The organism is Methylobacterium oryzae, from assembly GCF_036441375.1.
In the GTDB taxonomy this organism is placed as follows: Bacteria; Pseudomonadota; Alphaproteobacteria; order Rhizobiales; family Beijerinckiaceae; genus Methylobacterium; species Methylobacterium oryzae_A.
The window spans coordinates 147,889-168,511 of the sequence record NZ_MLCA01000007.1 but is presented as its reverse complement, the minus strand read 5'-3'; the positions used below and the strand labels follow the sequence as shown (position 1 = coordinate 168,511).

Annotated in this window: 18 protein-coding genes; 11 read left to right on the top strand and 7 right to left on the bottom strand. The window is 72.3% G+C overall.

Going from position 1 to position 20,623, the window contains the following annotated elements:
- Positions 1-99 precede the first annotated feature (99 nt).
- On the bottom strand, positions 100-1,407 hold the full coding sequence (locus tag MOTC310_RS15025) for an alpha-hydroxy acid oxidase (RefSeq protein WP_331302349.1): 1,308 nt from the start codon (positions 1,405-1,407) through the stop codon (positions 100-102).
- A 184-nt stretch (positions 1,408-1,591) separates the two neighbouring features.
- On the opposite strand from MOTC310_RS15025, the gene MOTC310_RS15020 reads away from it, so the two are divergent.
- From MOTC310_RS15020 to MOTC310_RS15010, 3 genes are all read left to right on the top strand, one after another.
- Entirely contained in the window at positions 1,592-2,641 is a 1,050-nt protein-coding gene (locus MOTC310_RS15020) for a LacI family DNA-binding transcriptional regulator (RefSeq protein WP_331291129.1), read from the top strand.
- Positions 2,642-2,726: 85 nt separating this feature from the next.
- Positions 2,727-3,398 carry an aspartate/glutamate racemase family protein gene (locus tag MOTC310_RS15015; protein ID WP_331302348.1) on the top strand — a complete coding sequence of 224 codons (672 nt, stop codon included), beginning with the start codon at positions 2,727-2,729 and terminating at the stop codon, positions 3,396-3,398.
- 3 nt (positions 3,399-3,401) lie between these two features.
- Complete coding sequence (locus MOTC310_RS15010; protein ID WP_331302347.1) at positions 3,402-4,199, top strand: hydroxypyruvate isomerase family protein; 798 nt, start codon at positions 3,402-3,404, stop codon at positions 4,197-4,199.
- 9 nt (positions 4,200-4,208) lie between these two features.
- Here MOTC310_RS15010 and MOTC310_RS15005 read toward each other — a convergent pair whose 3' ends face one another.
- From MOTC310_RS15005 to MOTC310_RS14995, 3 genes are all read right to left on the bottom strand, one after another.
- Positions 4,209-6,212, bottom strand: a complete 2,004-nt coding sequence (locus tag MOTC310_RS15005; protein ID WP_331302346.1) for a TonB-dependent siderophore receptor — start codon at positions 6,210-6,212, stop codon at positions 4,209-4,211.
- Positions 6,213-6,849: 637 nt separating this feature from the next.
- The gene (locus MOTC310_RS15000) at positions 6,850-7,887 is read right to left on the bottom strand and encodes a hydroxyacid dehydrogenase (protein WP_331302345.1); all 1,038 of its coding nucleotides are present in this window, start codon (positions 7,885-7,887) and stop codon (positions 6,850-6,852) included.
- A gap of 6 nt (positions 7,888-7,893) precedes the next feature.
- Positions 7,894-9,099: an amino acid aminotransferase gene (locus MOTC310_RS14995; protein WP_331302344.1), complete on the bottom strand. Its 1,206-nt coding sequence runs from the start codon at positions 9,097-9,099 to the stop codon at positions 7,894-7,896.
- Between the two features lie 268 nt (positions 9,100-9,367).
- On the opposite strand from MOTC310_RS14995, the gene MOTC310_RS14990 reads away from it, so the two are divergent.
- The 3 genes from MOTC310_RS14990 to MOTC310_RS14980 all read left to right on the top strand — a co-directional run bounded on the left by MOTC310_RS14990 (position 9,368) and on the right by MOTC310_RS14980 (position 11,956).
- Positions 9,368-10,504 carry a branched-chain amino acid ABC transporter substrate-binding protein gene (locus MOTC310_RS14990; RefSeq protein ID WP_331302343.1) on the top strand — a complete coding sequence of 379 codons (1,137 nt, stop codon included), beginning with the start codon at positions 9,368-9,370 and terminating at the stop codon, positions 10,502-10,504.
- A gap of 211 nt (positions 10,505-10,715) precedes the next feature.
- Positions 10,716-10,991, top strand: coding sequence for a translation initiation factor IF-1 (gene infA / locus MOTC310_RS14985; RefSeq protein ID WP_012320343.1), 276 nt, complete (start codon positions 10,716-10,718; stop codon positions 10,989-10,991).
- Entirely contained in the window at positions 10,988-11,956 is a 969-nt protein-coding gene (locus tag MOTC310_RS14980) for a DMT family transporter (RefSeq protein ID WP_331302342.1), read from the top strand. Before infA ends, MOTC310_RS14980 begins: the two co-directional genes overlap by 4 nt.
- On the opposite strand, the gene MOTC310_RS14975 is transcribed toward MOTC310_RS14980, so the two are convergent.
- On the bottom strand, positions 11,926-12,228 hold the full coding sequence (locus MOTC310_RS14975; protein WP_091781038.1) for a hypothetical protein: 303 nt from the start codon (positions 12,226-12,228) through the stop codon (positions 11,926-11,928). The two genes, MOTC310_RS14980 and MOTC310_RS14975, sit on opposite strands and share 31 nt — an antisense overlap.
- Positions 12,229-12,386: 158 nt before the next feature.
- Between MOTC310_RS14975 and MOTC310_RS14970 the strand changes: the two genes are divergently transcribed.
- Both MOTC310_RS14970 and MOTC310_RS14965 read left to right on the top strand, forming a co-directional pair.
- Positions 12,387-12,992: a sulfite oxidase-like oxidoreductase gene (locus MOTC310_RS14970; protein WP_331291138.1), complete on the top strand. Its 606-nt coding sequence runs from the start codon at positions 12,387-12,389 to the stop codon at positions 12,990-12,992.
- 40 nt (positions 12,993-13,032) lie between these two features.
- Complete coding sequence (locus tag MOTC310_RS14965; protein ID WP_331302489.1) at positions 13,033-13,764, top strand: FAD-binding oxidoreductase; 732 nt, start codon at positions 13,033-13,035, stop codon at positions 13,762-13,764.
- A gap of 170 nt (positions 13,765-13,934) precedes the next feature.
- On the opposite strand, the gene MOTC310_RS14960 is transcribed toward MOTC310_RS14965, so the two are convergent.
- Positions 13,935-15,032, bottom strand: coding sequence for a calcium:cation antiporter (locus MOTC310_RS14960; protein WP_331302341.1), 1,098 nt, complete (start codon positions 15,030-15,032; stop codon positions 13,935-13,937).
- Between the two features lie 344 nt (positions 15,033-15,376).
- On the opposite strand from MOTC310_RS14960, the gene MOTC310_RS14955 reads away from it, so the two are divergent.
- Positions 15,377-17,128, top strand: a complete 1,752-nt coding sequence (locus MOTC310_RS14955; protein ID WP_331302340.1) for a DEAD/DEAH box helicase — start codon at positions 15,377-15,379, stop codon at positions 17,126-17,128.
- A 54-nt stretch (positions 17,129-17,182) separates the two neighbouring features.
- On the opposite strand, the gene MOTC310_RS14950 is transcribed toward MOTC310_RS14955, so the two are convergent.
- On the bottom strand, positions 17,183-18,166 hold the full coding sequence (locus MOTC310_RS14950; RefSeq protein WP_331302339.1) for a hypothetical protein: 984 nt from the start codon (positions 18,164-18,166) through the stop codon (positions 17,183-17,185).
- Positions 18,167-18,454: 288 nt separating this feature from the next.
- On the opposite strand from MOTC310_RS14950, the gene MOTC310_RS14945 reads away from it, so the two are divergent.
- Both MOTC310_RS14945 and MOTC310_RS14940 read left to right on the top strand, forming a co-directional pair.
- Positions 18,455-19,939 carry an ATP-binding protein gene (locus MOTC310_RS14945; RefSeq protein ID WP_331302488.1) on the top strand — a complete coding sequence of 495 codons (1,485 nt, stop codon included), beginning with the start codon at positions 18,455-18,457 and terminating at the stop codon, positions 19,937-19,939.
- Complete coding sequence (locus tag MOTC310_RS14940) at positions 19,936-20,610, top strand: response regulator (RefSeq protein ID WP_012320334.1); 675 nt, start codon at positions 19,936-19,938, stop codon at positions 20,608-20,610. The genes MOTC310_RS14945 and MOTC310_RS14940 overlap by 4 nt, the downstream gene beginning before the upstream one ends.
- Positions 20,611-20,623: the final 13 nt, after the last annotated feature.

The window sequence follows — 20,623 nt, the reverse complement described above, 5'->3', positions numbered from 1 at the left end:
GCGGTAGCCTCGGCGCCCCGGGAGCACACCCGGCTCCGGCGGCCCGCCGCGCTGCGGATCTCCGGGAAGACGATCACGGTCAATCCTCCCGCCACCGGCTCAGGCCCGCCGCGGGGCGCGGCGCAGGAAATCGGGATTGAGTTCGGACAGGCGGTTCACGCCGATCAGCGCCATGTCGCGGTTGAGCTCCTCCTTGAGGATCCGCATCGCGTGCTCCACCCCCGCGGCGCCGCCGAGCGCCGCGGCGAACATGAAGGGCCGGCCGAGCAGGACGAAGTCGGCGCCCAGCGCCAGGGCCTTGATCACGTCGGTGCCCCGGCGGATGCCGCTGTCGACGATGATCTTCAGCCCGCCCTTCCGGGCCGCGATCTCCGGCAGCACGTCGAGGGGAGCGACGGCGTAGTCGAGCTGGCGTCCGCCGTGGGTCGACAGGATCACGCCGTCGACGCCGCATTCCCGCGCGATGTCGACATCCTCCGGCGCCAGCAGGCCCTTCACCAGCAGGTTACCGGACCAGCGCTTGCGGATCGCCTCCAGGTTCTTCCATGAGAGCTGATCGCGGGCGATGGTGTTGCGCACCGCGCCCTGGGACATCATCGGCGGCCCGCGCTCGGCCTCGGTGTTCTCGAAATGCGGGGCCCCGTGCTTGAGGAAGGTCCGGGCCACGGTGCCGAGCAGCCAGCGCGGGTGGGTGGCGCTCTGCCACGCGACCTTGGGCGTGACCTTGATCGGCATGGAGAAGCCGCTGCGGATGTTGTGCTCGCGGTTGCCGAGGGTCGGCGTGTCGGCCGTGACCACGAAGGTCCGGTAGCCGGTGGCCTCGACCCGGTCGAGGAGGCGGTCGATCCGGTTCTGGTCGCCCGGCAGGTAGCCCTGGAACCAGGCCTGCGGGTTCTGGGCGTGGACGTCCTCCAGCTTGATCAGCGAGGAGGCGCTGAGGCACATCGGCAGGTTCATCCGCCGGGCCGCCTCGGCGAGGACGAGGTCGCCCCGGTAGGCGATGAACGCGGCCCCGCCCAGCGGCCCGATCCCGAAGGGCGCCGCGTAGGTCTGGCCGAACAGCGTGGTGATCGTGTCCCGCGCCGAGGTGTCCCGCATCAGGCGGGGCACGAGGGCGTAGTCGGCGTAGGCGCCGCGGCTCTGCGCCAGGGCCGAGCCGGTCTCGACCCCGCCGGAGACGTACTGGAAGATCATCGGCGGCAGGAGCCTGCGCGCGTGCCGCTCGAAATCGTCGAGCGCCAGCAGGTCGCGGAACCGGTACGGCGTGACCGCGTCGCTGCGCTTCAGGCTGGTGACGATCGCCTGCGGGACCGCGATGCCCGCCGCCGCGGCGTCGGCGCCGCCGACCGTCGGCGCCGTGCGCTCGGGTGCTCCCAGTCCGGAGGCCGGCCGGTCGAGCGTCGCCATCGGGTCCTCCTCTGGGCCGCCCGATCGAGCGGCCTCTTGAAAGCGCTTTCAGATAGCCAGCGGTCGGGCGGGGTGTCAATATACTGCCGGTTCGGCGCGGTTCCGCGGGCGGGGGCATCGCCGCGGCGCGCGCCCGGGCCGGCGTGATGCCCGTTGGGCCCGTGAGACAGGAGAATCGATTTCAGTGCTGGACCTGCCGGAGGAGATCCTCGAGCCGCCGACGCGCAGCCCGGTGGCCCGCGACGTCGCCCGCCGCGCCGGCGTCTCGACCGCGACGGTGTCCCGGGTGCTCAACGGCTCCGCCGGTGTCCGGGCCGACAAGCGCGAAGCCGTGATGCGGGCCGCGCAGGATCTCGGCTTCGTCGCCAACGGAGCGGCCCGGGCGCTCTCGACGCGCCGGTTCATGGCGGTCGGCGCTGTCGTGCCCAACATCGAGAACGAGGCGTTCGTGCGCGTCCTGTCGAGCTTCCAGGATCGGCTGCGGCAGGCGGGCTACACCCTGGTCGCGGCCAATGCCGGCTACGACCTGGAGGACGAGCTCCGTGAGGCGACCTTCCTGCTGGAGCGCGGCGTCGACGGGCTGATGCTGGTCGGCGACATCCACCACCCGGACCTCCATGCCCGGATCGCCCGCGCCGGGATCCCGATGGTCCAGACCTTCAGCCTGTCCCGCGAGCGGCCCTGCGTGGGCTTCGACAACGCCGCCTCGGCGGCCCGGGCGGCCAACTATCTGATGGATCTCGGTCATCGCCGGATCGGGGTGATCTCGGGCCTGCGCAAGGACAACGACCGCGGCGGCGCCCGGGTCACGGGCATCGCGGCGGCGCTCGCGGCCCGCGGCCTGCGGCTCGCCTCGGAGCACGACATCGAGATCTCCTACGGGATCGGCGGCGGCCGCGACGGGTTCCGCCAGATGCTGGCGGGCGGGCCGCCGCCGACCGCGATCATCTGCGGCACCGACCAGATCGCCTTCGGCGCGATGATCGAGGCCCGGGCCCGTGGCCTCTCCATCCCCGGCGACCTGTCGGTGATCGGTCACAACGATTCCGACTTCGCACCCTTCCTGGACCCGCCGCTGACGACGATCCGCATCCACTCCGCCGAGATCGGCCACGCCGCCGGAGACCACCTCATCGCCCGGATCCAGGGGCGGCCGATGGTCCGCCTCACCGAGATCGACGCGGAGCTGATCCTGCGCGCCAGCACGGCCCCGCCCAGGGGCGCCGCCGCGTGACCTGCGCTATCTTGCCACCTGGCTGAAATCGCTTACAACGCGCGGACCGGCTCCTGGCCGGTCCGCGGCCTCTCCGGGACACAGCATGGCTCCCCGCATCGTCCTCCTGCACGCGACACCGGTCGCCATGGCGCCGATTCAGACCGCCTTCGCCGAGCGCTGGCCGGAGGCGGAGACCGTCAATCTCCTCGACGACGGCCTGTCCCTCGACCGGGCGAAGGAGCCGGGCGAGATCTCCGAGGGGATGATCGAGCGCTTCGTGCGGTTCGGCCGCTACGGCCACGACATGGGTGCGGACGGCATCCTGATCACCTGCTCGGCCTTCGGGCCGGCCATCGACCGGCTGATCGAGACCGTGCCGGTTCCGGTTCTCAAGCCCAACGAGGCGATGTTCCGCGCGGCGATCGCGCAGGGCGAGCGCATCGGCATGCTGGCGACCTTCGGTCCGTCCATCGGGACGATGACCGACGAGTTCGAGGAGTTCGTCGGCCAGTCAGGGCGCCTGGCGACCCTGCGGACGGTCCTCGTCGACGACGCCATGACGCGCCTGCGGGCGGGCGACGCCGAAACCCACAACCGTCTGATCGCGGAGCGTGCGCCGGAACTCGCCGATTGCGACGCGATCATGCTGGCGCATTTCTCCACCTCCCGGGCCGCCGAGGCGGTGCGAAGGGCGGTGTCCGTCCCGGTCCTGACCGCGCCCCACGCGGCTGTGGACCGGATGCGGGCGATGATCGAGACCGGCAGGAGCGCCTGACCCATGAAGCTCGGTGCCTTGAAGGATCGTCTCAGCGGCCATTGCGGCTTCCTGTTCACGGAGCTGCCGCTAGCCGAGCGCTTCGCGGCGGCGGCCCGGGCGGGGTTCCGCGCGGTGGAGCACCCCAACCTGTTCGCGACGCCGGCCCGGGAGGTCGCGGGCTGGCTGGAGCGGGCGGGCGTGCCGCTGGTCCAGACCGGCTTCCCGGCCGGCGACGCCGCCAAGGGCGAGAAGGGTTTCGCGGCGCTGCCCGACCGGGTCGACTACTACCGCTCCACCATCGAGCCGACTCTGGACTACGTCGCGCAGCTCGGCTGCCGGATGATCCACCCGATGGCGGGCGTCCGGCCCGCTGGGGTCGAGCGGGCGCGGCTCTGGGACACCTACCTCGACAACCTCGCCTTCGCGGCCGACGCCGCCAAGGCGCGCGGCATGACGGTGATCGTCGAGCCGATCGGCCCCGGCTCCATCGCCGACTACGTGATCGACGACCCGCTGGTGGCGGTCGAGGCGATCCGGGCGATCGGCCGCGACAACGTCAAGCTGCTGTTCGACGCGTATCACTGCGTCTGCCTCGGCCACGACCCGGCGGCGCTGATCCGGGCGCACGCGCCGCTGATCGCCCATGTCCAGATCGCCGACGATCCCGGGCGGCACGAGCCCGGGACCGGCACGATCGCCTTCGACCCGATCTTCGCCGCCCTGGAGGAGGTCGGCTATTCCGGGTTCGTGGGCTGCGAGTACCATCCCGCCGCCGGTACCGAGGCGGGGCTCGGCTGGATGCGGGCGGCCTCGGCCTAGCGCCGGGCGTCAGAACCGGGCGGCGACGCCGCCGATGATCGTGCGGGGCTGCCCCGGCGTCGCGTAGCGGTTCTGGAACGCGCGGTCGTAGAACGACGCGTCGAACAGGTTGTCGACGTTCAGGTAGATCCGGACGCCCGGCGCGATCTGATAGTACGAGATCAGGTTCACCAGCGTGTATTGCGGCAGGTCGAAGGTCGCGAGCGCTGTCCCCGCGGCGCGCCGGCCGACGAAGTCGAGGCCGCCGCCGAGCCCGAGCCCCTTCAAGTCGCCGCTCTGGAACTCGTAGACGGTCTGGAACGCGAGGCTGTTGGCGGGCACGTTGGCGATGCGCGTGCCGACCGGCAGCGTGTTGTCGCGGGCGACGGCCGCGTCGACACGCGTGTAGGTCCCGATCACCCGCCAGCCCTCGGCCAGGTAGCCGGCGGCCGTCAGGTCGAAGCCGCGGCTGCGGACCGTGCCGGTGGCCACGCTGAAATTCGAGTCGACCGGATCGGTGCTCAGGACGTTGGAGCGCCGGATCTCGAACAGGGCGGCGGTGGCATCGAGGCGGCCGTCGAGGAGGCTGACCTTCGCGCCGGCCTCGTAGCCCTCGCCCTCCTCGAACGCGAAGGGCCGGCCGCTGCGATCCGTACCGGTATTGGGCCGGAAGGAGCGCGCGTAGTTGCCGTAGACCGCGACCGTGTCGGTCAGGTCGTAGAGCAGGCCGAAGCGCGGCGTGGCGGCTGTCCCCTGCAGGCTTGTGGTCCCCTTCGTCAGGTTGTTCGTGGAGACCAGTCCCAGATCCTCGACGCGGACACCCACCAGGGCGTGGAGGCGGGGCGTGATGTCGATCTGGTCCTGCACGTAGCCGGCGTAGCTCTGCGTCTTCTGCAGGAAGTTCGTGACCCGCGCCGTGATCGGCGGCAGCGGCTGGCCGTAACGGGGCGCCAGCAGGTCGAGGAGGAACGGGTTCGTCGTGACGTTCGAGCGGTTGAACACCTCGCGATAGCGGTAGCTGTCGTATTCCAGCCCGAGCAGGAGCGTGTGGCGGAACGGGCCGGTCTCGAACTTGCCCGCGAGATTCACCTGCAGGTCGAGGTCGGACCACGTCAGGTCTCGCCATTCCAGGGTCCGCCGCTGGGTCCGCCCGTCCGGCAGCAGGCCGATGGCGCCGACCCCGTAGCCCGACAGGTTCCCGCCGAGCACCTGGGCGCCGGCATTCAGCACCCAGTCTTGGTCGAACCGGTGCTCGACGCGCAACTGGCCGAGGGCGTTGTCGACATGGGCCGGCGGCAGGCCCGGCTCGCCGATGAAGCGGCTGCGGGGCAGGGCGCGCACGTTGCCCCCCAACGGCACGATGCCGCGGTCGAAGGTCTGCGCCGTGCTGATGAGGTCACCCTCCAGGGTGATGGTCGTGTCCGCACTCGGCTTCCAGGCGATGACCGGGGCGAGGGCGTAGCGGTCGCTGGTGACGAAGTCCCGGAAGCTGCCGTTATCCTCGACGGCGCCGGTGACGCGCGCCAGCACCTGGCCGCTCTCGTCGAGGGCGCCCGTGGCGTCGAAGGTGCTCCGCTTCGCGCCGAAGCTGCCGTACTGCGTGCCGACCGTGAGGGAACGCGCCGCCAGCGGCTGCTTGGTCACGATGTTGAAGGTGCCGCCGGGATCGCCGCGGCCGTACAGGAAGGCCGAGGGGCCCTTGAGGACCTCGATGCGCTCGATGGAGACGATGTCGGGGCTGTTGGGGTAGCCGCGGTTGATCGGGAACCCGTTGCGGTAATACTCGCCGGTCGCCACGCCGCGGATCGTGAACTCGGTCAGGCCGAGACCGCCGAAATTGTTGCCGCGGCCGACGCCCGCGAGGTCGAGGGCGCTGTCGATCCGCGTCGCCGCCGCGTCCTCCAGCACCTCCTGCGGCACCGCCACGATGGTCTGCGGCACCTCGCGGACGGGCGTGTCGGTCCGCGTGGCGCTCACCGCCCGCGCGACCCGGTAGCCGTCGACGCGGGTATTCCCGTCGCCGGTCCCCGCCACCGAGAGTTCCTCGAGCGTGACCTCCTGAGTGCTGTCAACGGCAAGTTGTGCCGAGGCTGAAGATGGAAGGAATACGGGCGCGAGGATCAGAGAGATCTTGAATGCGCGTCCAGAAACGCCGCGCGATGTCCGCGTGCAAGATTTCGCACAGTTGCGCCGTACCACGATGTCGACCGTTCCGTTTCGAGTGGCGCCAGATACGGGAGAGAAACATTAACGGTCAAGCTTGCTTTCGGGATACTCCGGAAGACTGGATTTTGAATAACTACAATCTGACCGGGATCGACATCGCGCCCGCAATCTGGCGGCTGCCTGGGACCATCGGTGGGAGGGTGCGAACGGAACTCCGGATCCCGGCAGGCCGAGCTGGGACGCGGTCGTACCGTCGACGCTTCGGGCGGGGCCGGCGGCGTGCCTCTCGCGGTGCGGGGTCGCCTGCGGCGCCCCGGAAGAGCGGCGCGGATCGAACGGCGTCGGACATCGATGCGGACTTGAAGCGGCTCAGTGCCGGACGGCCCGAGCCCGCACGGGGTCAGGGCGTCGCGCCGTCGCGACCTTTGGCGCCCGCCCCATCGCGCGCGAGATGTCCACAGGATCGCGCACCACCGGGGCAGCGCGGCGAGGGACCTGCTCCCGGTCAGGCGTCGCCGAACAGCCGCCCCCGGCGCTCCAGTACGGCGGGCCAGACCTCCGGGTTGACGAGGCGCGGCGGCGTCTCGCCCCGGAGCAGGCCGATGATCTGCTCGGCGCCCCAGGCGGCCACGTTGCGCCGCGCCTCGTGGGTGACGCCGGCGGTGTGGTAGGTCGCCACCACGGTGTCGAGCTGCAGCAGGGCCGCGTCGAGGGGCGGTGGCTCCGGAGCCCAGACGTCGAGGCCCGCCCCCGCGAGATGGCCGGCGGTGAGCGCCGCCGCGAGCGCGGCCTCGTCGTGCACCCCGCCCCGGGCGGTGGTGATGAACAGCGCGCCCGGCTTCATCGCCGCGAAGGCAGCGGCGTCGAAGCTGCCGCGGGTCGTGTCGTCGAGGGGGCAGTGCAGGGACACGATGTCGGACTCGGCGAGGAGCCGCGCCCGGTCGACCGGCTCCGCGCCGCGGGACCGGGTCTCATCGCCCGAGAGCAGGGGATCGTGGGCGAGAACCCGCATGTCGAAGCCGCGCGCGAGCTTGGCCACCTCCTGGCCGGTATGCCCGATCCCGACGAGGCCCAGCGTCGCGCCGCCGATCTCGTGGCCCATGAGCGATTCGCGGGTGAAGCCGCGCGCGGTCCGGAGCAGCCGGTCCGAGAGGCAGATCTTGCGCGAGACGGCGAGCATCAGGCCGATCGCCATCTCCGCCACCGACCGGGCGTTGCCGCCCACTTGGTTCACCACCGCGACGCCGGCCCGGGTGCAGGCGGCGGCGTCCACCGTGTCGAAGCCCGCCCCGGCCGACGAGACCGCCAGGAGGTTCGGGCAGTCGGCGAGCAGCGCGTCGGTCACGTGCCAGCGGCGCGGCAGCTCGTCCCGCGCCGGCGAGACGTGGAGGACGTGGGCCTGCGCCAGCAGCGCCGCGAGCGCGTCCTCCGGTCCCCGCAGGTCGCCGACCTGCAGGTCGATGTCGGGCTCGGCCCCCAGGCGCGCGTCGAAGACCGGGTTGATCCAGACGTTGAATCGGCAGACGCGCTTGAGGGCCGCCACGCGGGTTCAGCCCTTCACCACCGCGTCGATCGCGTCGATGACGTGGTCGATATTGTGGGTGTTGACCGCCGCCACGCAGATCCGGCCGGTCTCGAGCGCGTAGACCTCGTGCTCCTCGCGCAGGCGGGTGGCCTCGGCGGGGCTCAGGCCCGTGTAGGAGAACATGCCCTTCTGCGCCTTGATGGCGTCGAAGCCGCGCTCGGGATGGCGCTGCTGCAGGCTGTCGGCCATCCGCTCGCGTATGGCGCGGATCCGGTCGCGCATCTCGGCGAGCTCCCGCTCCCAGTCCGCGCGCAGCTCCGGATCGGTGAGCACGATCTCGACGATCGCCGCGCCGTGGGTGTGCGGGTTCGAGTAGCTCGCCCGGACGAGGCGCTTGGCGAAGGCCTCGACCTTGGCCTTCGCGGTCGGGTTCTCGGCCACGATGGTCAGCGCCCCGACGCGCTCGCCGTAGAGCGAGAACGACTTCGAGAACGAGGAGGCGACCAGGAATTCCTGGCCCGACTCCGCGAACAGCCGCACCGGCTCGGCGTCGGCGTCGAGGCCGTTGCCGAAGCCCTGGTAGGCGATGTCGAGGAACGGGATCAGCCCGCGCTCGGCCATCAGGGGCACGAGGTCGCGCCACTCGTCGAGGCTGAGATCGGCGCCGGTCGGGTTGTGGCAGCAGGCGTGCAGCACCACGATCGCGCCCTTCGGCAGATCCTGGAGATAGGCCTTCATGGCCGGGTAGTCGGCGCCGCCGGTCTCGGCCGAGAAGTAGGGATAGTCGACCACGGTGAAGCCGGCCTGGCTGAACAGGGCCTTGTGATTCTCCCAGCTGGGGTTGCTCACCGCCACGGTGGCGTTCGGGTAGAGCTTGGCCAGCAGGTCGGCGCCGGTCTTCAGGGCGCCGGTGCCGCCGATGCTCTGGAGCGTCGCGGCCCGGTTCTGGGACAGGATCGGCGCGCCCTTGCCGAACAGCAGCTCCTGGACGGCGTCGCGGAACGGCTTGGTGCCCTCGATCGGCCGGTAGGTCTTCGGCAGGCCCTTCTCGATCCAGCGCCTCTCGGCCGTCTGCACGGCGCGCAGGCGCGGCACCTTGCCCTCGGCATCCGTGTACACGCCGACCACGAGGTTGAGCTTCTTCGGGCTCGGGTCGGCGTTGAAGGCCTCGAACAGGCGCATGATCGGGTCGAGCGGCGCGTCCTGGATGCCGGCGAACAGCGAGGTCATGATCGTCAATCGTCCCAGAGGGTCTCGGCCGGCACGCGTGGAGAGGTGCCGGCAAGCCCGGCGAAGGGCCGGACCGACGCCCTTATTCCGCACATCGCGCCCGCCCGCCAGCGCTTCCGCGCGCATCAGCGTCCCGATCCGCTCAACGATCCGGCACCGATCCGGCACCGATCCGCTCAACGATCCGGCACCGATCCGGCACCGATCCGGCACCGATCCGGCCTCAGCGCCCTTCCGGTCGGGGCTCCGACGGCCCTAGAGTGGCGCCATGATGCGTCGCCTCGTCCCGCTCCTCGCCGGCCTCCTCGCGGCCACCCCGGCCGTCGCGCAGGCGCCGATCCGGATCGGCCTGTCGGCGCCGCTGACCGGGCCGGACTCCGCTTTCGGACTGGGTCTCCGGCAGGGGGCCGAGCAGGCGGTGGCCGATCTCAACCGCGCCGCGGGCGGGCGCCCGCGCTGGGTCCTGGTCCCGGCCGACGACGGCGGCGAGGCCCGGCAGGCCGCCGTCGTCGCGAAGAAGTTCGCCGCCGACGGCGTGCGTCTCGTGGTCGGGCCGCTCGAATCCGGGGCGGTCGCGGCCGCGACCCCCTTCTACGAGGAGGCGGGTGCCGTCACGGTGGCGTCGGCGGCGGCCTATGGGCCTCTGACCGGGCGCGGTCTGTGGAACCTGTTCCGCCTGGGGCCGAGCGACGCCCAGCAGGGCCGGGCGGCCGGGACCTACCTGGCGCGGGCCTTCGCGGGGCGCCGGGTCGGGATCCTCAGCGACCGCTCGACCTTCGGCCGCAGCCTCGCCGACGCCGTGGCGGCGCGGCTGAAGGAGGCCGGCACGCCGGAGGTGCTGTTCGACGGCTTCCCGCGGGGGACCCGCGACCTCGCGGACCTCGTCGGGCGGCTGAAGGCGGCGCGCCTCGACGCGGTGTATTTCGGCGGCCTCGCGCCCGAGGCCGCCGGCCTGCTCCACGCCATGCGGGAGGCCGGCCTCGGCGCGACGCTGGTGGCGAGCGACGGCATCCTCGATCCGGGCTTCGCCGCGGCGGCCGGCGGGGACGGGGAGGGGACCGTGATGACCCTTGCGCCCGATCCGCCGCGCCTGCCCGAACCGCGCGGCGCCCGCCCGGCGCCGCGAAGCCCCGAGGCGGAGAGCGTGGCGGCCGGCGCCTACGCGGCCGTGGAACTCCTGGCGCAGGCGACCGAGCGCGCCCGCGCCGCCGACCCGAAGACCGGCCGCATCGCCGACGGCCGCAAGGTGGCCGAGGCCCTGCGGGCGGGACCGTCGCGGACTCTGCTCGGACCGGTCACCTTCGACGCACGGGGCGACCGCGCCGGCGCGCCGGTCGCCCTGCGGACTTGGCGCCGGACGCCGGACGGGCGCCTGGACTATGCCGGCAACGACGCGGAGCCCTGAAACCCGGCAAATCGTGTCGATGACGGAAGGTGTTCGGCGTCCGCGACTTGCGGCCGGTTCCCGCGGGGACTACATGCGGGCGGTGCTGCTGAGCTGGCGCGGGCGGTCCACCGGATCGGATCCGCGCCCTGCGGCGTTTCCCGAGCTCGATGACAGCCGAACACGCATTGCCGGAACGCCTGCTGCCGGACGGTCCGACTGGAGAAGGTGCATGGCGAAAGAAGAATTGATGCAGTTCGACGGTCTCGTGATCGAGATCCTGCCGGATGCGCGCTACCGCGTGCAGCTCGACCAGGGCCACGAGATCGTGGCCTACACGGCCGGCAAGATGAAGAAGAACCGCATCAAGACGCTGGCCGGTGACCGGGTGACGGTCGAGATGTCGCCCTACGACCTCGAGAAGGGGCGACTCGTGTTCCGCCACAAGGACGAGCGCTCCTCCGGACCCCGCCCGCCGGTGCGCGGCGGCCAGTTCCGCCGCCGTTGACGACCGGGCGCGCGAGCCGGATCTCCCCGGCCGCGCCCGCCTACCTGCTGCTGACCGTCACGGCGCTCCTCTGGGCCGGCAACGCCGTCACCAGCCGCTGGGCACCCGGCCACGTCTCGCCCCAGGTCATCACGACGCTCCGCTGGGCGGTCGCTTGCCTGGTGCTCACGCCCGTCGCCGGGCGCCGTCTCGTCGCCGCGTGGCCGCTCCTGCGGCCGCACGGGCTGCGCATCCTGCTGATGGGCGGCCTCGGCTACACGGCCTTCAACTGCCTGTTCTACGCGGCCGGCGCGCATACCGGCGCGATCAACCTCGCCCTGTTCCAGGGGGCGATCCCGGTCCTGGTGATCGTCATGAACCGGCTCGCCTACCGGGTGCCGGTCACGCCGGGACAGGTCCTGGGCGTGGCACTGACCCTGTTCGGCGCCGGCCTCGCCGCCACCCACGGCGATCTGTCCGTGCTCACGACCCTCGCCTTCAACCGGGGCGACGTGCTCGTCTTCGGGGCCTGCCTGCTCTACGCGGGCTACACGATCTTCCTGCCGACCCGGCCGCAGGTGCCGGCACTGGTGTTCTTCGCCGCGATGGCGGTCGCGGCCTTCGTCACCTCGCTGCCGCCGCTCGCCGTCGAGTGGGCGACCGGCCACGCCGTCTGGCCGAACCGGGAGGGCTGGCTGATGGTCGCCTTCGTCGGCCTCGGGCCGTCGCTGCTGGCGCAGCTCTTCTTCATGCGCGGCGTCGAGATCATCGGCCCGAACCGCGCCGGCCTGTTCGTCAACCTCGTGCCGATCTTCGGCGCGATCCTCGCCGTCCTGCTGGTCGGCGAGCCGTTCGGGGCGACGCAGGCCCTCGCCCTGGCCCTGGTGCTCGGCGGGATCGCCTGCGCCGAGCGCCTGAAACCGGCGCCCGCCGCGGAGGCGACCCCGGAGGCCGCCTACTCGCAGACGCGGACGCGGCGGATGTAGACGTCGCCGTACGGATCGACGGTCCGGCGGCGCTCGAAGTGGCAGACCGGACCGTAATCCTCCTCGACGTAGACCGGCGGCGGGGCGCGGTAGACCGGGCGGCCCGGGTAGTAGCCGTTGTTGGCCGACGCGATGGCGCCGCCGACTGCCAGGCCGCCGAGGACGCCGAGGGCGGCCGCGCCGCCGGCGCCGATGCCGTCGCGGGCCTGAGCGGCCGGCGCGAGCGTGGCGAGGCTCCCGACGACAAGGCTCGTCGCGAGAAGGTACTTCATGACATCCCCCTGAAAGCAGGCGATTCGTGCCGATCGATCGGCACAGAGCTGCTACCACACCCGAGCTTTGGGGCGTTTGTTCGGCCGCACATGCCGGCTTGACGTGGGGTGTTCCGCCGCACCAAACCCGGGCGACAGCGAGAGGAGCGGCGACCGTCATGGTGACACGGGGCTTCGTCGGGCGCAGGCAGCCGCCCGAGACCGGCGCGCGCCTGCCGCCGGGTCAGTACCTGACCGACGACTTCCCGATCCTCCAGATCGGCCCGAACCCGACCGTCGACATGGCCACGTGGCGGTTCACGTTGCGCGAGGGATCCCGGCCGATCAAGGTGTGGAGCTGGGAGGCGTTCGAGGCGCTGCCCCGGACCACCTGGCGTGGCGATATCCACTGCGTCACCAAGTGGTCGAAGTTCGACACGACCTGGGAGGGCGTCAGCTTCGACGACATCCTGGCGGATGCCGGGATCACGGCGCCGACGGGCTATCTCCTCGCGGAATCCCACGACGACTACACCACGAACGTGCCGGTGGCCGACCTCGTGGGTGGCCGCGCCCTGGTGGCGACGCGCTACGAGGGCCAGCCGATCCACCCGGATCACGGTGGCCCGGCGCGGCTCTTCGTGCCGCATCTCTACTTCTGGAAGAGCGCCAAGTGGGTGAAGGGCCTCCGGTTCACCCAGACCGACACGGCCGGCTTCTGGGAGCTGCGCGGCTACCACATGTACGGGGATCCCTGGCGTGAGCAGCGCTACATCGGTGACTGACGTGGTGACTGACGTGGCGACTGGTGCGGTGGCGGACACAGTGACTGACCCGGCGATCGAGCCCATCGTCTTCCGCTGGCACGAGGCGGAGATCACCGCGATCGCGCCGGTTACGCCGCACGTGAAGAGCGTCCGGCTGCGCTGCGGCCTCGCCGAGGCCTACCGGGCCGGGCAGCACGTCGATGTCCGGCTCACCGCCGAGGACGGCTACCAAGCGCAGCGCAGCTACTCCATCGCCTCGGCGCAGGACGGCAGCGGCACGCTCGAACTGATGATCGAGGGCCTGCCGGACGGCGAGGTCTCGGGCTGGTTCTCGCGCTGCGCCGAGGTCGGCGACCGGGTCGAGCTGCGGGGGCCGATCGGCGGCTCCTTCTCCTGGGACGGTCCCGACGGCGGGCCGCTGCTACTGGGCGGCGGCGGGTCCGGCGTGGTGCCGCTCCTGGCCATGCTGCGGCGGCGAGCGCAGGGCTGGCGGGCGATCCCGGCGGCGCTGATCTACTCGGCCCGCACCCGCGCCGAGGCGATCGCGGTCGCCGAGCTGGAGCGGCTCGCCGAGACGGATCCCAACTTCTCCCTCCACCTCGCGACGACGCGCGAGCCCGGCGGCAAGCGGATCGACGCGCCCCTCGTCGCCGACGCCCTGGCGCGGATCGGGGCGCCCGGGAAGGTGTTCCTGTGCGGCTCGAACCGGTTCGTGGCCGCGGCCTCGGACCTCATCCTGGCGCAGGGCGTCGCGCCGGGCCTGATCCGGACCGAGCGCTTCGGCGCCTGAGTGTCCGGTCGGAGCCATCATGGTCGATGGCGTCGGCGCTGCCGTCCTTGCGAGCGAAGCGATCCCGAGCGGCGCCACGCTGGTCGATAGCGCGCTTCCCTGGGTCACTTCGCTGCGCTCGTGATGACGGATCGATCTGCGACGATCGAAGCGCGCGGACCGGATCCGCGTCAGGGGCTGAAGATCAGCACGAGGTAGACGAAGAACAGCACGAGGTGCACCGCGCCCTCCAGCACGGTGGTGCGCGATCCCGAGAAGGTCTGCGCGCTGAGGATCAGCGTCACCGCGAGCAGCGTCATCTCGGTGGGCTTCAGGCCGAGCACCACGGTCTGTCCGGTCAGCAGCCCGATGGTCAGGACCGCCGGGACGGTGAGGCCGACCGTCGAGGTGGCCGCGCCCAGGCACAGGTTGATCGCCCGCTGCAGCTCGTTGCGCGCCACCGCCTTCAGCGCCGAGATCCCCTCCGGGGTGAACACGATGGCGGCGATCAGCACGCCGCCGAGGGCCGACGGCGCGCCGAGCGCCGCGATGCCGTGGTCGAGGATCACCGCGAGGCTCTTGGCCAGGACGACGATGGGGAGGACGTTGGCGAGCAGCAGGCCGACATGCTTGGCGACGCTCCCGCCCGAGACCGGGTCGGAGCCGTGGGGCGTCTCGGCCTCCTCGCGGGCCTCCGCGTCGATGAAGAACTCGCTGTGGCGGCCGGTCTGGATCAGCAGGAACACGCCGTAGAGCGCGAGGGTGAAGACCGAGAACGTCACCGCCTGCAGGGTGGTCAGGGTCCCGTCGCTGGTGGAGCTCGTGAAGTTCGGGATGATCAGCGCGATCGTCGTGAGCGGGATGATCACCGAAAGGAAGGCCGAGGCCCCCTGCAGATTGTAGCGCTGCTGGTGATGGCGCAGGCCGCCGACCAGCAGGCCGAGCCCGACCACGCCGTTCAGCACGATCATCAGCACCGCGAACATCGTGTCGCGGCCGAGCGTCGGCGCGTCCTTGGCCGACAGCATCACGGCGGAGATCAGCGCCACCTCGATGATGACGATCGCCAGCGTCAGGACCAGGGTGCCCAGGGGCTCGCCGAGTCGGTGGGCCAGCTCCTCGGCCTCGTGCACCACGCCGAAGGCGGCCCAGACGATCACCGCGAGCAGCCACGCGAACAGGCCGCCGGCGAAGAGGGGCTGCGACAGGTCTCCGAGCCAGTCCTTGCCGAACCACGCGAAGGCGAGAACCGTCGCCCAGGCTACCGCCACCCGCAGGGCTGCCATCATGATGAACGTCTACTCCGGCCGGATCGCGTCGAGGCTGCGATGTACGAGTCTCGACCGTGCCTTAGCAGGTCGCCGCACCGGTGTCGGCCTCTCGTCCGCGCGCGACGACCGGGTGGGCGGCCCTTCGTCGGACGGGGGAGCGTGGCGAGCCGCAGCCGCAGCCGCAGCCGCCACCGCCGCGTCGCGGATCGAGCGCGCGCAACCGCCCCATGCTGCAACGGGAGTGGTTAGTCGCCGCGCTTGGCGCTACCTTCCGTCCACCCGAATAAAGTCCGGCGCCTGATTCCCCCGCCGCGCGATGGCGCGCTGCCGGGCGCGGCACGGCCGTTGAGAGTTCCCGAAGCTTGCCTTTCCCGACCCTGCCCGCCCCCCTCGCGCGGGCCCTGAGCGACCGCGGCTACGCCGACCCGACCCCGGTCCAGGCCGCCGTGCTGGAGGCCGCCGCCGGCTCCCGCGATCTCCTCGTCTCGGCCCAGACCGGGTCCGGCAAGACCGTGGCCTACGGCCTCGCCATGGCCAGCATGCTGATCGGGGAGGCCGACCATCTGCCGCCCCCGGCGGCGCCCCTGGCCCTCGTGATCGCTCCGACCCGGGAACTCGCCCTGCAGGTCCAGCGGGAGCTGTCCTGGCTCTACGGCCCCGCCGGTGGCCGGGTCGCGGCCTGCGTCGGCGGCATGGATCCGCGCCGGGAGAGCCGGATGCTGGCCGAGGGCACCCACATCGTTGTGGGAACGCCGGGGCGCCTGCGCGACCACTTGGAGCGCCGCAACCTCGACCCCACGGCGCTGCGGGCGGTTATTCTCGACGAGGCCGACGAGATGCTCGATCTCGGCTTCCGGGAGGATATCGAGTTCATCCTCTCGGCGACGCCGCCGGAGCGGGCCACCTACCTGTTCTCCGCCACGCTGCCGAAGGCAATCGAGACGCTGGCCGAGCGCTACCAGCGCGGCGCCCTCCGGCTCGCGATCAAGGGCGAGACCAAGGGCCACGCCGACATCGCCTACCGGGCGGTGCGGATCATGCCGCGGGAGACCGAGCACGTGGTGCTCAACCTCCTGCGCGAGGCCGACGCCAAGACCGCGATCGTCTTCTGCAACACCCGTAACGCCGTCCGGCACCTCCAGGCCAGCCTGACCGAGCGGGGCTTCTCCGTGGTGGCGCTCTCGGGCGAGCTGGGGCAGGGCGAGCGCAACGCCGCCCTCCAGGCCCTCCGCGACGGCCGCGCCCGGGTCTGCGTCGCGACCGACGTCGCCGCCCGCGGCATCGACCTGCCGTCGCTCAGCCTCGTCATCCACGCGGATCTCCCGCACGACGCCGAGGTGATGCAGCACCGCAGCGGGCGCACCGGCCGGGCCGGCCGCAAGGGCACCTCGGTGCTGCTGATCCCCAATTCGCGGCGGCGCCGGGCCGAGCAGATGTTCGCCATCGCCAAGGTGAGCCCCGAATGGTCGGGGCCGCCCTCGGCCGACGAGATCCGCCGGCTCGACGGCGAGCGCATGCTCTCCGACCCGCTCTTCGCCGAGCCGCCCGCCGAGGAGGACGTCGCGCTCGCCGAGACGCTGCTCGCCGGCAAGAGCCCGGAGGAACTCGCCGCGCTCCTGGCCCGCGTGTACCGCACGCGCCTGCCGGCGCCCGAGGAGGTCAGCGATCCGGGCGAGGGCCGCGCGACCCGCGGCGAGCGGCCGCCCTACGACCCGATGGACCCGGAGCGCATCGCCGCCATGGGTCCGGCGGTCTGGTTCCGGCTCAACCTCGGCCGCCGCGACAACGCCGACCCGCGCCGCCTGCTGCCGATGCTGACCCGCCGGGGCGGTATCGGGCGCCAGGAGATCGGTGCCATCCGAATCTTCGACCGCGAGACCAAGTTCGAGATCCGAGGCAACGCGGCGGCGCACTTCGCCGAATCCTTCGCCCGCAACGGCTCGCCGGAGATCCAGGTCGAGGCACTCGGGGGCGACGCGGGGCCGGCCGAGCGCAAGGGCCGCCCCGACGGCCCGAAGGGCTTCGCGAGCCCGCGCGCCGGCAAGCATCAGCGCAAGGTCGAGCGCACCGGACCGAAGGGCGACAAGGCCGGACGCCACACCGGCCGGGCCTGAGCGCCGGACCGCGATAGCCGCCCCGGTCCCTGTCTCGAGGGCCGGGGCGGCGGCTCAGAACACGTTCTTGACGGCGTCGCCGAGGGCGTCCACGCTCTCCTTCAGCTTCCGCCCGGCCGGCGCCAGGGACGGGAGCTTGATCCCGAGCACCTCGGTGTCCTCCGCCTCGGCGGGTTCCGCCTGGGCCACGGTCGCGGGCGCGGGACCCTTCGCCTTGTCGGCGGTCCGCGCCGGAGCGGGCGCCTTGCGGGTCGCCACCGCCTTGGGCGCAGGCTTCTCCGCGGGCTCGGCCTTCTGGGCGCGATCGGTCCTCTCGGAGCGTCCCGCCTTCTCCGCGCGCTCCATCTTCTCCGCGCGCTCCATCTTCTCGGCGCGCTCAGCCTTCTCCGTCCGCTCAGCCTTCTCCGTCCGCTCGGCCTTCTCCGGGCGCTCGGCGCTCTCGGCCACCGGGGTCGACTTGGCCGCGGCCGACTCGACGAGTTCGCGGGCCCGGACCGTCTCTGAGGCACGGGGTGTCTGAAGGGCGGCCGTGCGGGCAGGCGCGAGCGGCGCGACTTCCCGAGCGGCCGCGACCGGCGTGACGGGGGTCGGGACCGGGATCCGCTGGGTCGGCGCGACCGCGGCCGCGGCGACCTTGGCGGGAGGCGGAGCCGACGGCTGCGGGGCGGCGGGCGCGGGCGCCTTCGGGGCGGGCGTGATCGCCGCGAAGGCTTCCGGCAGCGACACCATCCGCAGGGCCGGCGTCTCGGGCTGCGCGGGCTTCGCGGGGACGGGTGCCGCCTGGACGGAGCCCTTGATGGCGGGCAACCCGTCCTTCAGCTCGGGCCAATTCGCGGCCTGGCCGGACGAGACGATCTTGACCGGCGCCGGCGCCGCTAGACCGGCCATGACCGTCGAGGCCGCGACGCCGAAGCCGACCAGGGCGCCCGCGCCGGCGAGGCCGAAGAGGACGACCTTGAGGTTCAGCGACGGCCCGAGCTTGGCCGCCGGCATCCGGTTGGGCCGGGTCTCGGACGGGTCGAGGTTGAGATCGATCATGGGCCGGGGTCTCTGACACGATACACGCCGTGCGCGACCGGGCTCCCCTTCACCGGCCGCCACACTCCGAGGATTCGAAGGTGGTTCGACTCTGGTGGCGATAGAGGAGCTGCAATACGGCGCAATGATGTCGGCCCGAATTGCCTGCCCAGGCAGTCCTGGCGCGGCTATCCACAAGATTACGCCCCGCCGCTTAAGAATCGGTGTTCGGACCGGCGCCGCCGGCGCGGCTCCGGCGGACTCAGCGTGTCCGCGCCCGCCGCGCGCCCGCCGTCCCGGGCGGGCACCATGGACTTCGTCGGCGCGGTCGCTATGCGTCACCGCGTGGATACCCGCCCGAACCCGCCCCCGAGTTCCGAGACGGCCGCCGCGCTGGCGGAGGGCCCCCGGCTCCGACGCTGGCCCTGGTCGGCCTGGTCCACCCGCGCGCGCCTCGTCGCGGTGGTCCTGCTCATCGACGCCTTCGCGGCCCTGATCTCCTGCGCGGTCGTCGTGCTGAACGCCCGGTCGGCGGTGCGCGTCGAGACCCGCGCGTCGCTCGCCACCGTCGAATCACTGGTGGCCGACACGATCCGCCTGTCGGACACGGCCTCGCCCGACACCCTGCTCCAGACGCTCGACCTCCGCTTCAAGGTCCTGCGGCACGTCCGGGTCGCGGTGCTCGACGCGGACGGCGACCAAATCGGCCGGCCGCTGCCGCCGGCGCGCAGCGATCGGGAGGCGCCGCGCTGGTTCGCCGACCTGATCATGCCGCCGATCGAGCGCCACGCCCTGCCGATCGTGGTCAACGGGCAGCGGCTCGGCACGGCGCAGATCACCACCCAGCCGATGGACGAGATCGACGAGATCTGGGGCTATGCCCGGGCGCTCTCGCTGACCACCCTGGCGATCAACGCCGCCATGCTGATCGCCCTCTACATCGCGCTCGGCCGAATCCTCGCGCCGCTGCGGCGGCTCGGCGCCGGCCTGACGCAGCTGGAGCATCACGACTACACCGCCCGCCTGGAGCCGCCGGGCGCCCGGGAACTGGCGGTGATCGCCGAGCGATTCAACAAGGTCGCCGAGGCCCTCGGCGAGGTCCGGGCCGCCAACGGCCGCCTCAACCGCCAGCTCCTGACCGCGCAGGACGACGAGCGCCGCCGGACGGCCCTGGAACTGCACGACGAGTTCGGCCCGTGCCTGTTCGCCTTGGAGGCCAACGCCGCCTCGATCGGCCGCATCGCCTCCGGCACGGCCGAGCCGAGCCGCGAGAAGCTCGCCGCCCGGGCGGCCGAGATCAGCGCGATCGTCGGGCAGGTCCAGACCGTCAACCGGGAACTCCTGAACCGCCTGCGGCCGCACGGCCTCGGGCAGGCGCCCCTGGCGACCTGCCTCGACCTGCTCCTGCGCGGCTTCGGGCAGCGCCATCCCGGCATCACCTTCGCGGGCCGCTTCGACGGGCTGGCCCGGGGCTACGGCGACCTCGTGGACCTCACGGTGTTCCGCTGCGTGCAGGAGAGCGCCACCAACGCCGTGCGGCACGGCGCCGCGACCCGGGTGGAGGCCGAGGCGGCTGAGACCGGCGGCCGGATCGACCTCACCATCCGCGACAACGGCACCGGAATCCCGCCGGAACACGGCACCGGGCTCGGTCTGTCGGGGATGCGCGAGCGCGTGGAGGCCCTCGACGGCACCTTCGCCCTTGACAATGCCGGCCCCGGGGCGATCGTCCGGATCACGATCCCCGTTCCGCCTGACCGGGGCGACGAGAACAACACCGCGCCGAGCGCATGAACGCCATCGCATCCCAGATCGACGCCGCCGCCACGCGCCTGCCGGTTCTCGTCATCGATGATCACCCCATCGTCCTGCAGGGCTGTCGACGCGTGCTGGAGGATTCCGGCGTCGAGACCATCGCGGAGGCGACGACCGTCGTCGGCGGCTACCGGATCTTCCACCGGCTGCGCCCGCCGGTGGTGATCTGCGACCTGACCTTCCAGGGCAGCGGCATGGCCGGCCTCGGCCTGATCCGGCGCATCCGGGCGGTCGCGCCCGAGACGCGCATCCTGGTCTTCAGCATGCACAACGACCCCGTGATCGTCGCCCGCGCGCTCGAGGCCGGCGCCCTCGGCTACGTCCTCAAGGACCACGCCTCCGCCGAGCTGTTCGAGGCCTTCGCCAAGGTCCGCGTCGGCGAGGTCTATCTCGACCGACGGCTGGCGACCGAGGTCGCGATGCTGCGCGCCGACGCCCGCCGCGCGCCGGAATCGCAGCTGACCCCGCGCGAGCAGCAGATCCTGGCGCGCCTCGCGCAGGGCCGCTCCTACGGCGCGATCGCGGCCGACCTGTCGGTGAGCTACAAGACCGTGACGAACGCCTGCTCGCAGATGCGCCAGAAGCTCGGCGTGCGGACGCTCGCCGAGCTGATCCACGTCGCCGTCACCCACGCGCAGCGGCAGGGCTAGGGCGTGGCGTCCC

Bases quoted from the DNA above. Each gene is read 5' to 3' on its own strand.
- MOTC310_RS15025 (WP_331302349.1), bottom strand. From the start codon at position 1,407: ATGGCGACGCTCGACCGGCCGGCCTCCGGACTGGGAGCACCCGAGCGC.
- MOTC310_RS15015 (WP_331302348.1), top strand. From the start codon at position 2,727: ATGGCTCCCCGCATCGTCCTCCTGCACGCGACACCGGTCGCCATGGCG.
- MOTC310_RS15010 (WP_331302347.1), top strand. From the start codon at position 3,402: ATGAAGCTCGGTGCCTTGAAGGATCGTCTCAGCGGCCATTGCGGCTTC.
- MOTC310_RS14995 (WP_331302344.1), bottom strand. From the start codon at position 9,099: ATGACCTCGCTGTTCGCCGGCATCCAGGACGCGCCGCTCGACCCGATC.
- MOTC310_RS14990 (WP_331302343.1), top strand. From the start codon at position 9,368: ATGATGCGTCGCCTCGTCCCGCTCCTCGCCGGCCTCCTCGCGGCCACC.
- infA (WP_012320343.1), top strand. From the start codon at position 10,716: ATGGCGAAAGAAGAATTGATGCAGTTCGACGGTCTCGTGATCGAGATC.
- MOTC310_RS14975 (WP_091781038.1), bottom strand. From the start codon at position 12,228: ATGAAGTACCTTCTCGCGACGAGCCTTGTCGTCGGGAGCCTCGCCACG.
- MOTC310_RS14970 (WP_331291138.1), top strand. From the start codon at position 12,387: ATGGTGACACGGGGCTTCGTCGGGCGCAGGCAGCCGCCCGAGACCGGC.
- MOTC310_RS14960 (WP_331302341.1), bottom strand. From the start codon at position 15,032: ATGATGGCAGCCCTGCGGGTGGCGGTAGCCTGGGCGACGGTTCTCGCC.
- MOTC310_RS14950 (WP_331302339.1), bottom strand. From the start codon at position 18,166: ATGATCGATCTCAACCTCGACCCGTCCGAGACCCGGCCCAACCGGATG.
- MOTC310_RS14945 (WP_331302488.1), top strand. From the start codon at position 18,455: ATGGACTTCGTCGGCGCGGTCGCTATGCGTCACCGCGTGGATACCCGC.
- MOTC310_RS14940 (WP_012320334.1), top strand. From the start codon at position 19,936: ATGAACGCCATCGCATCCCAGATCGACGCCGCCGCCACGCGCCTGCCG.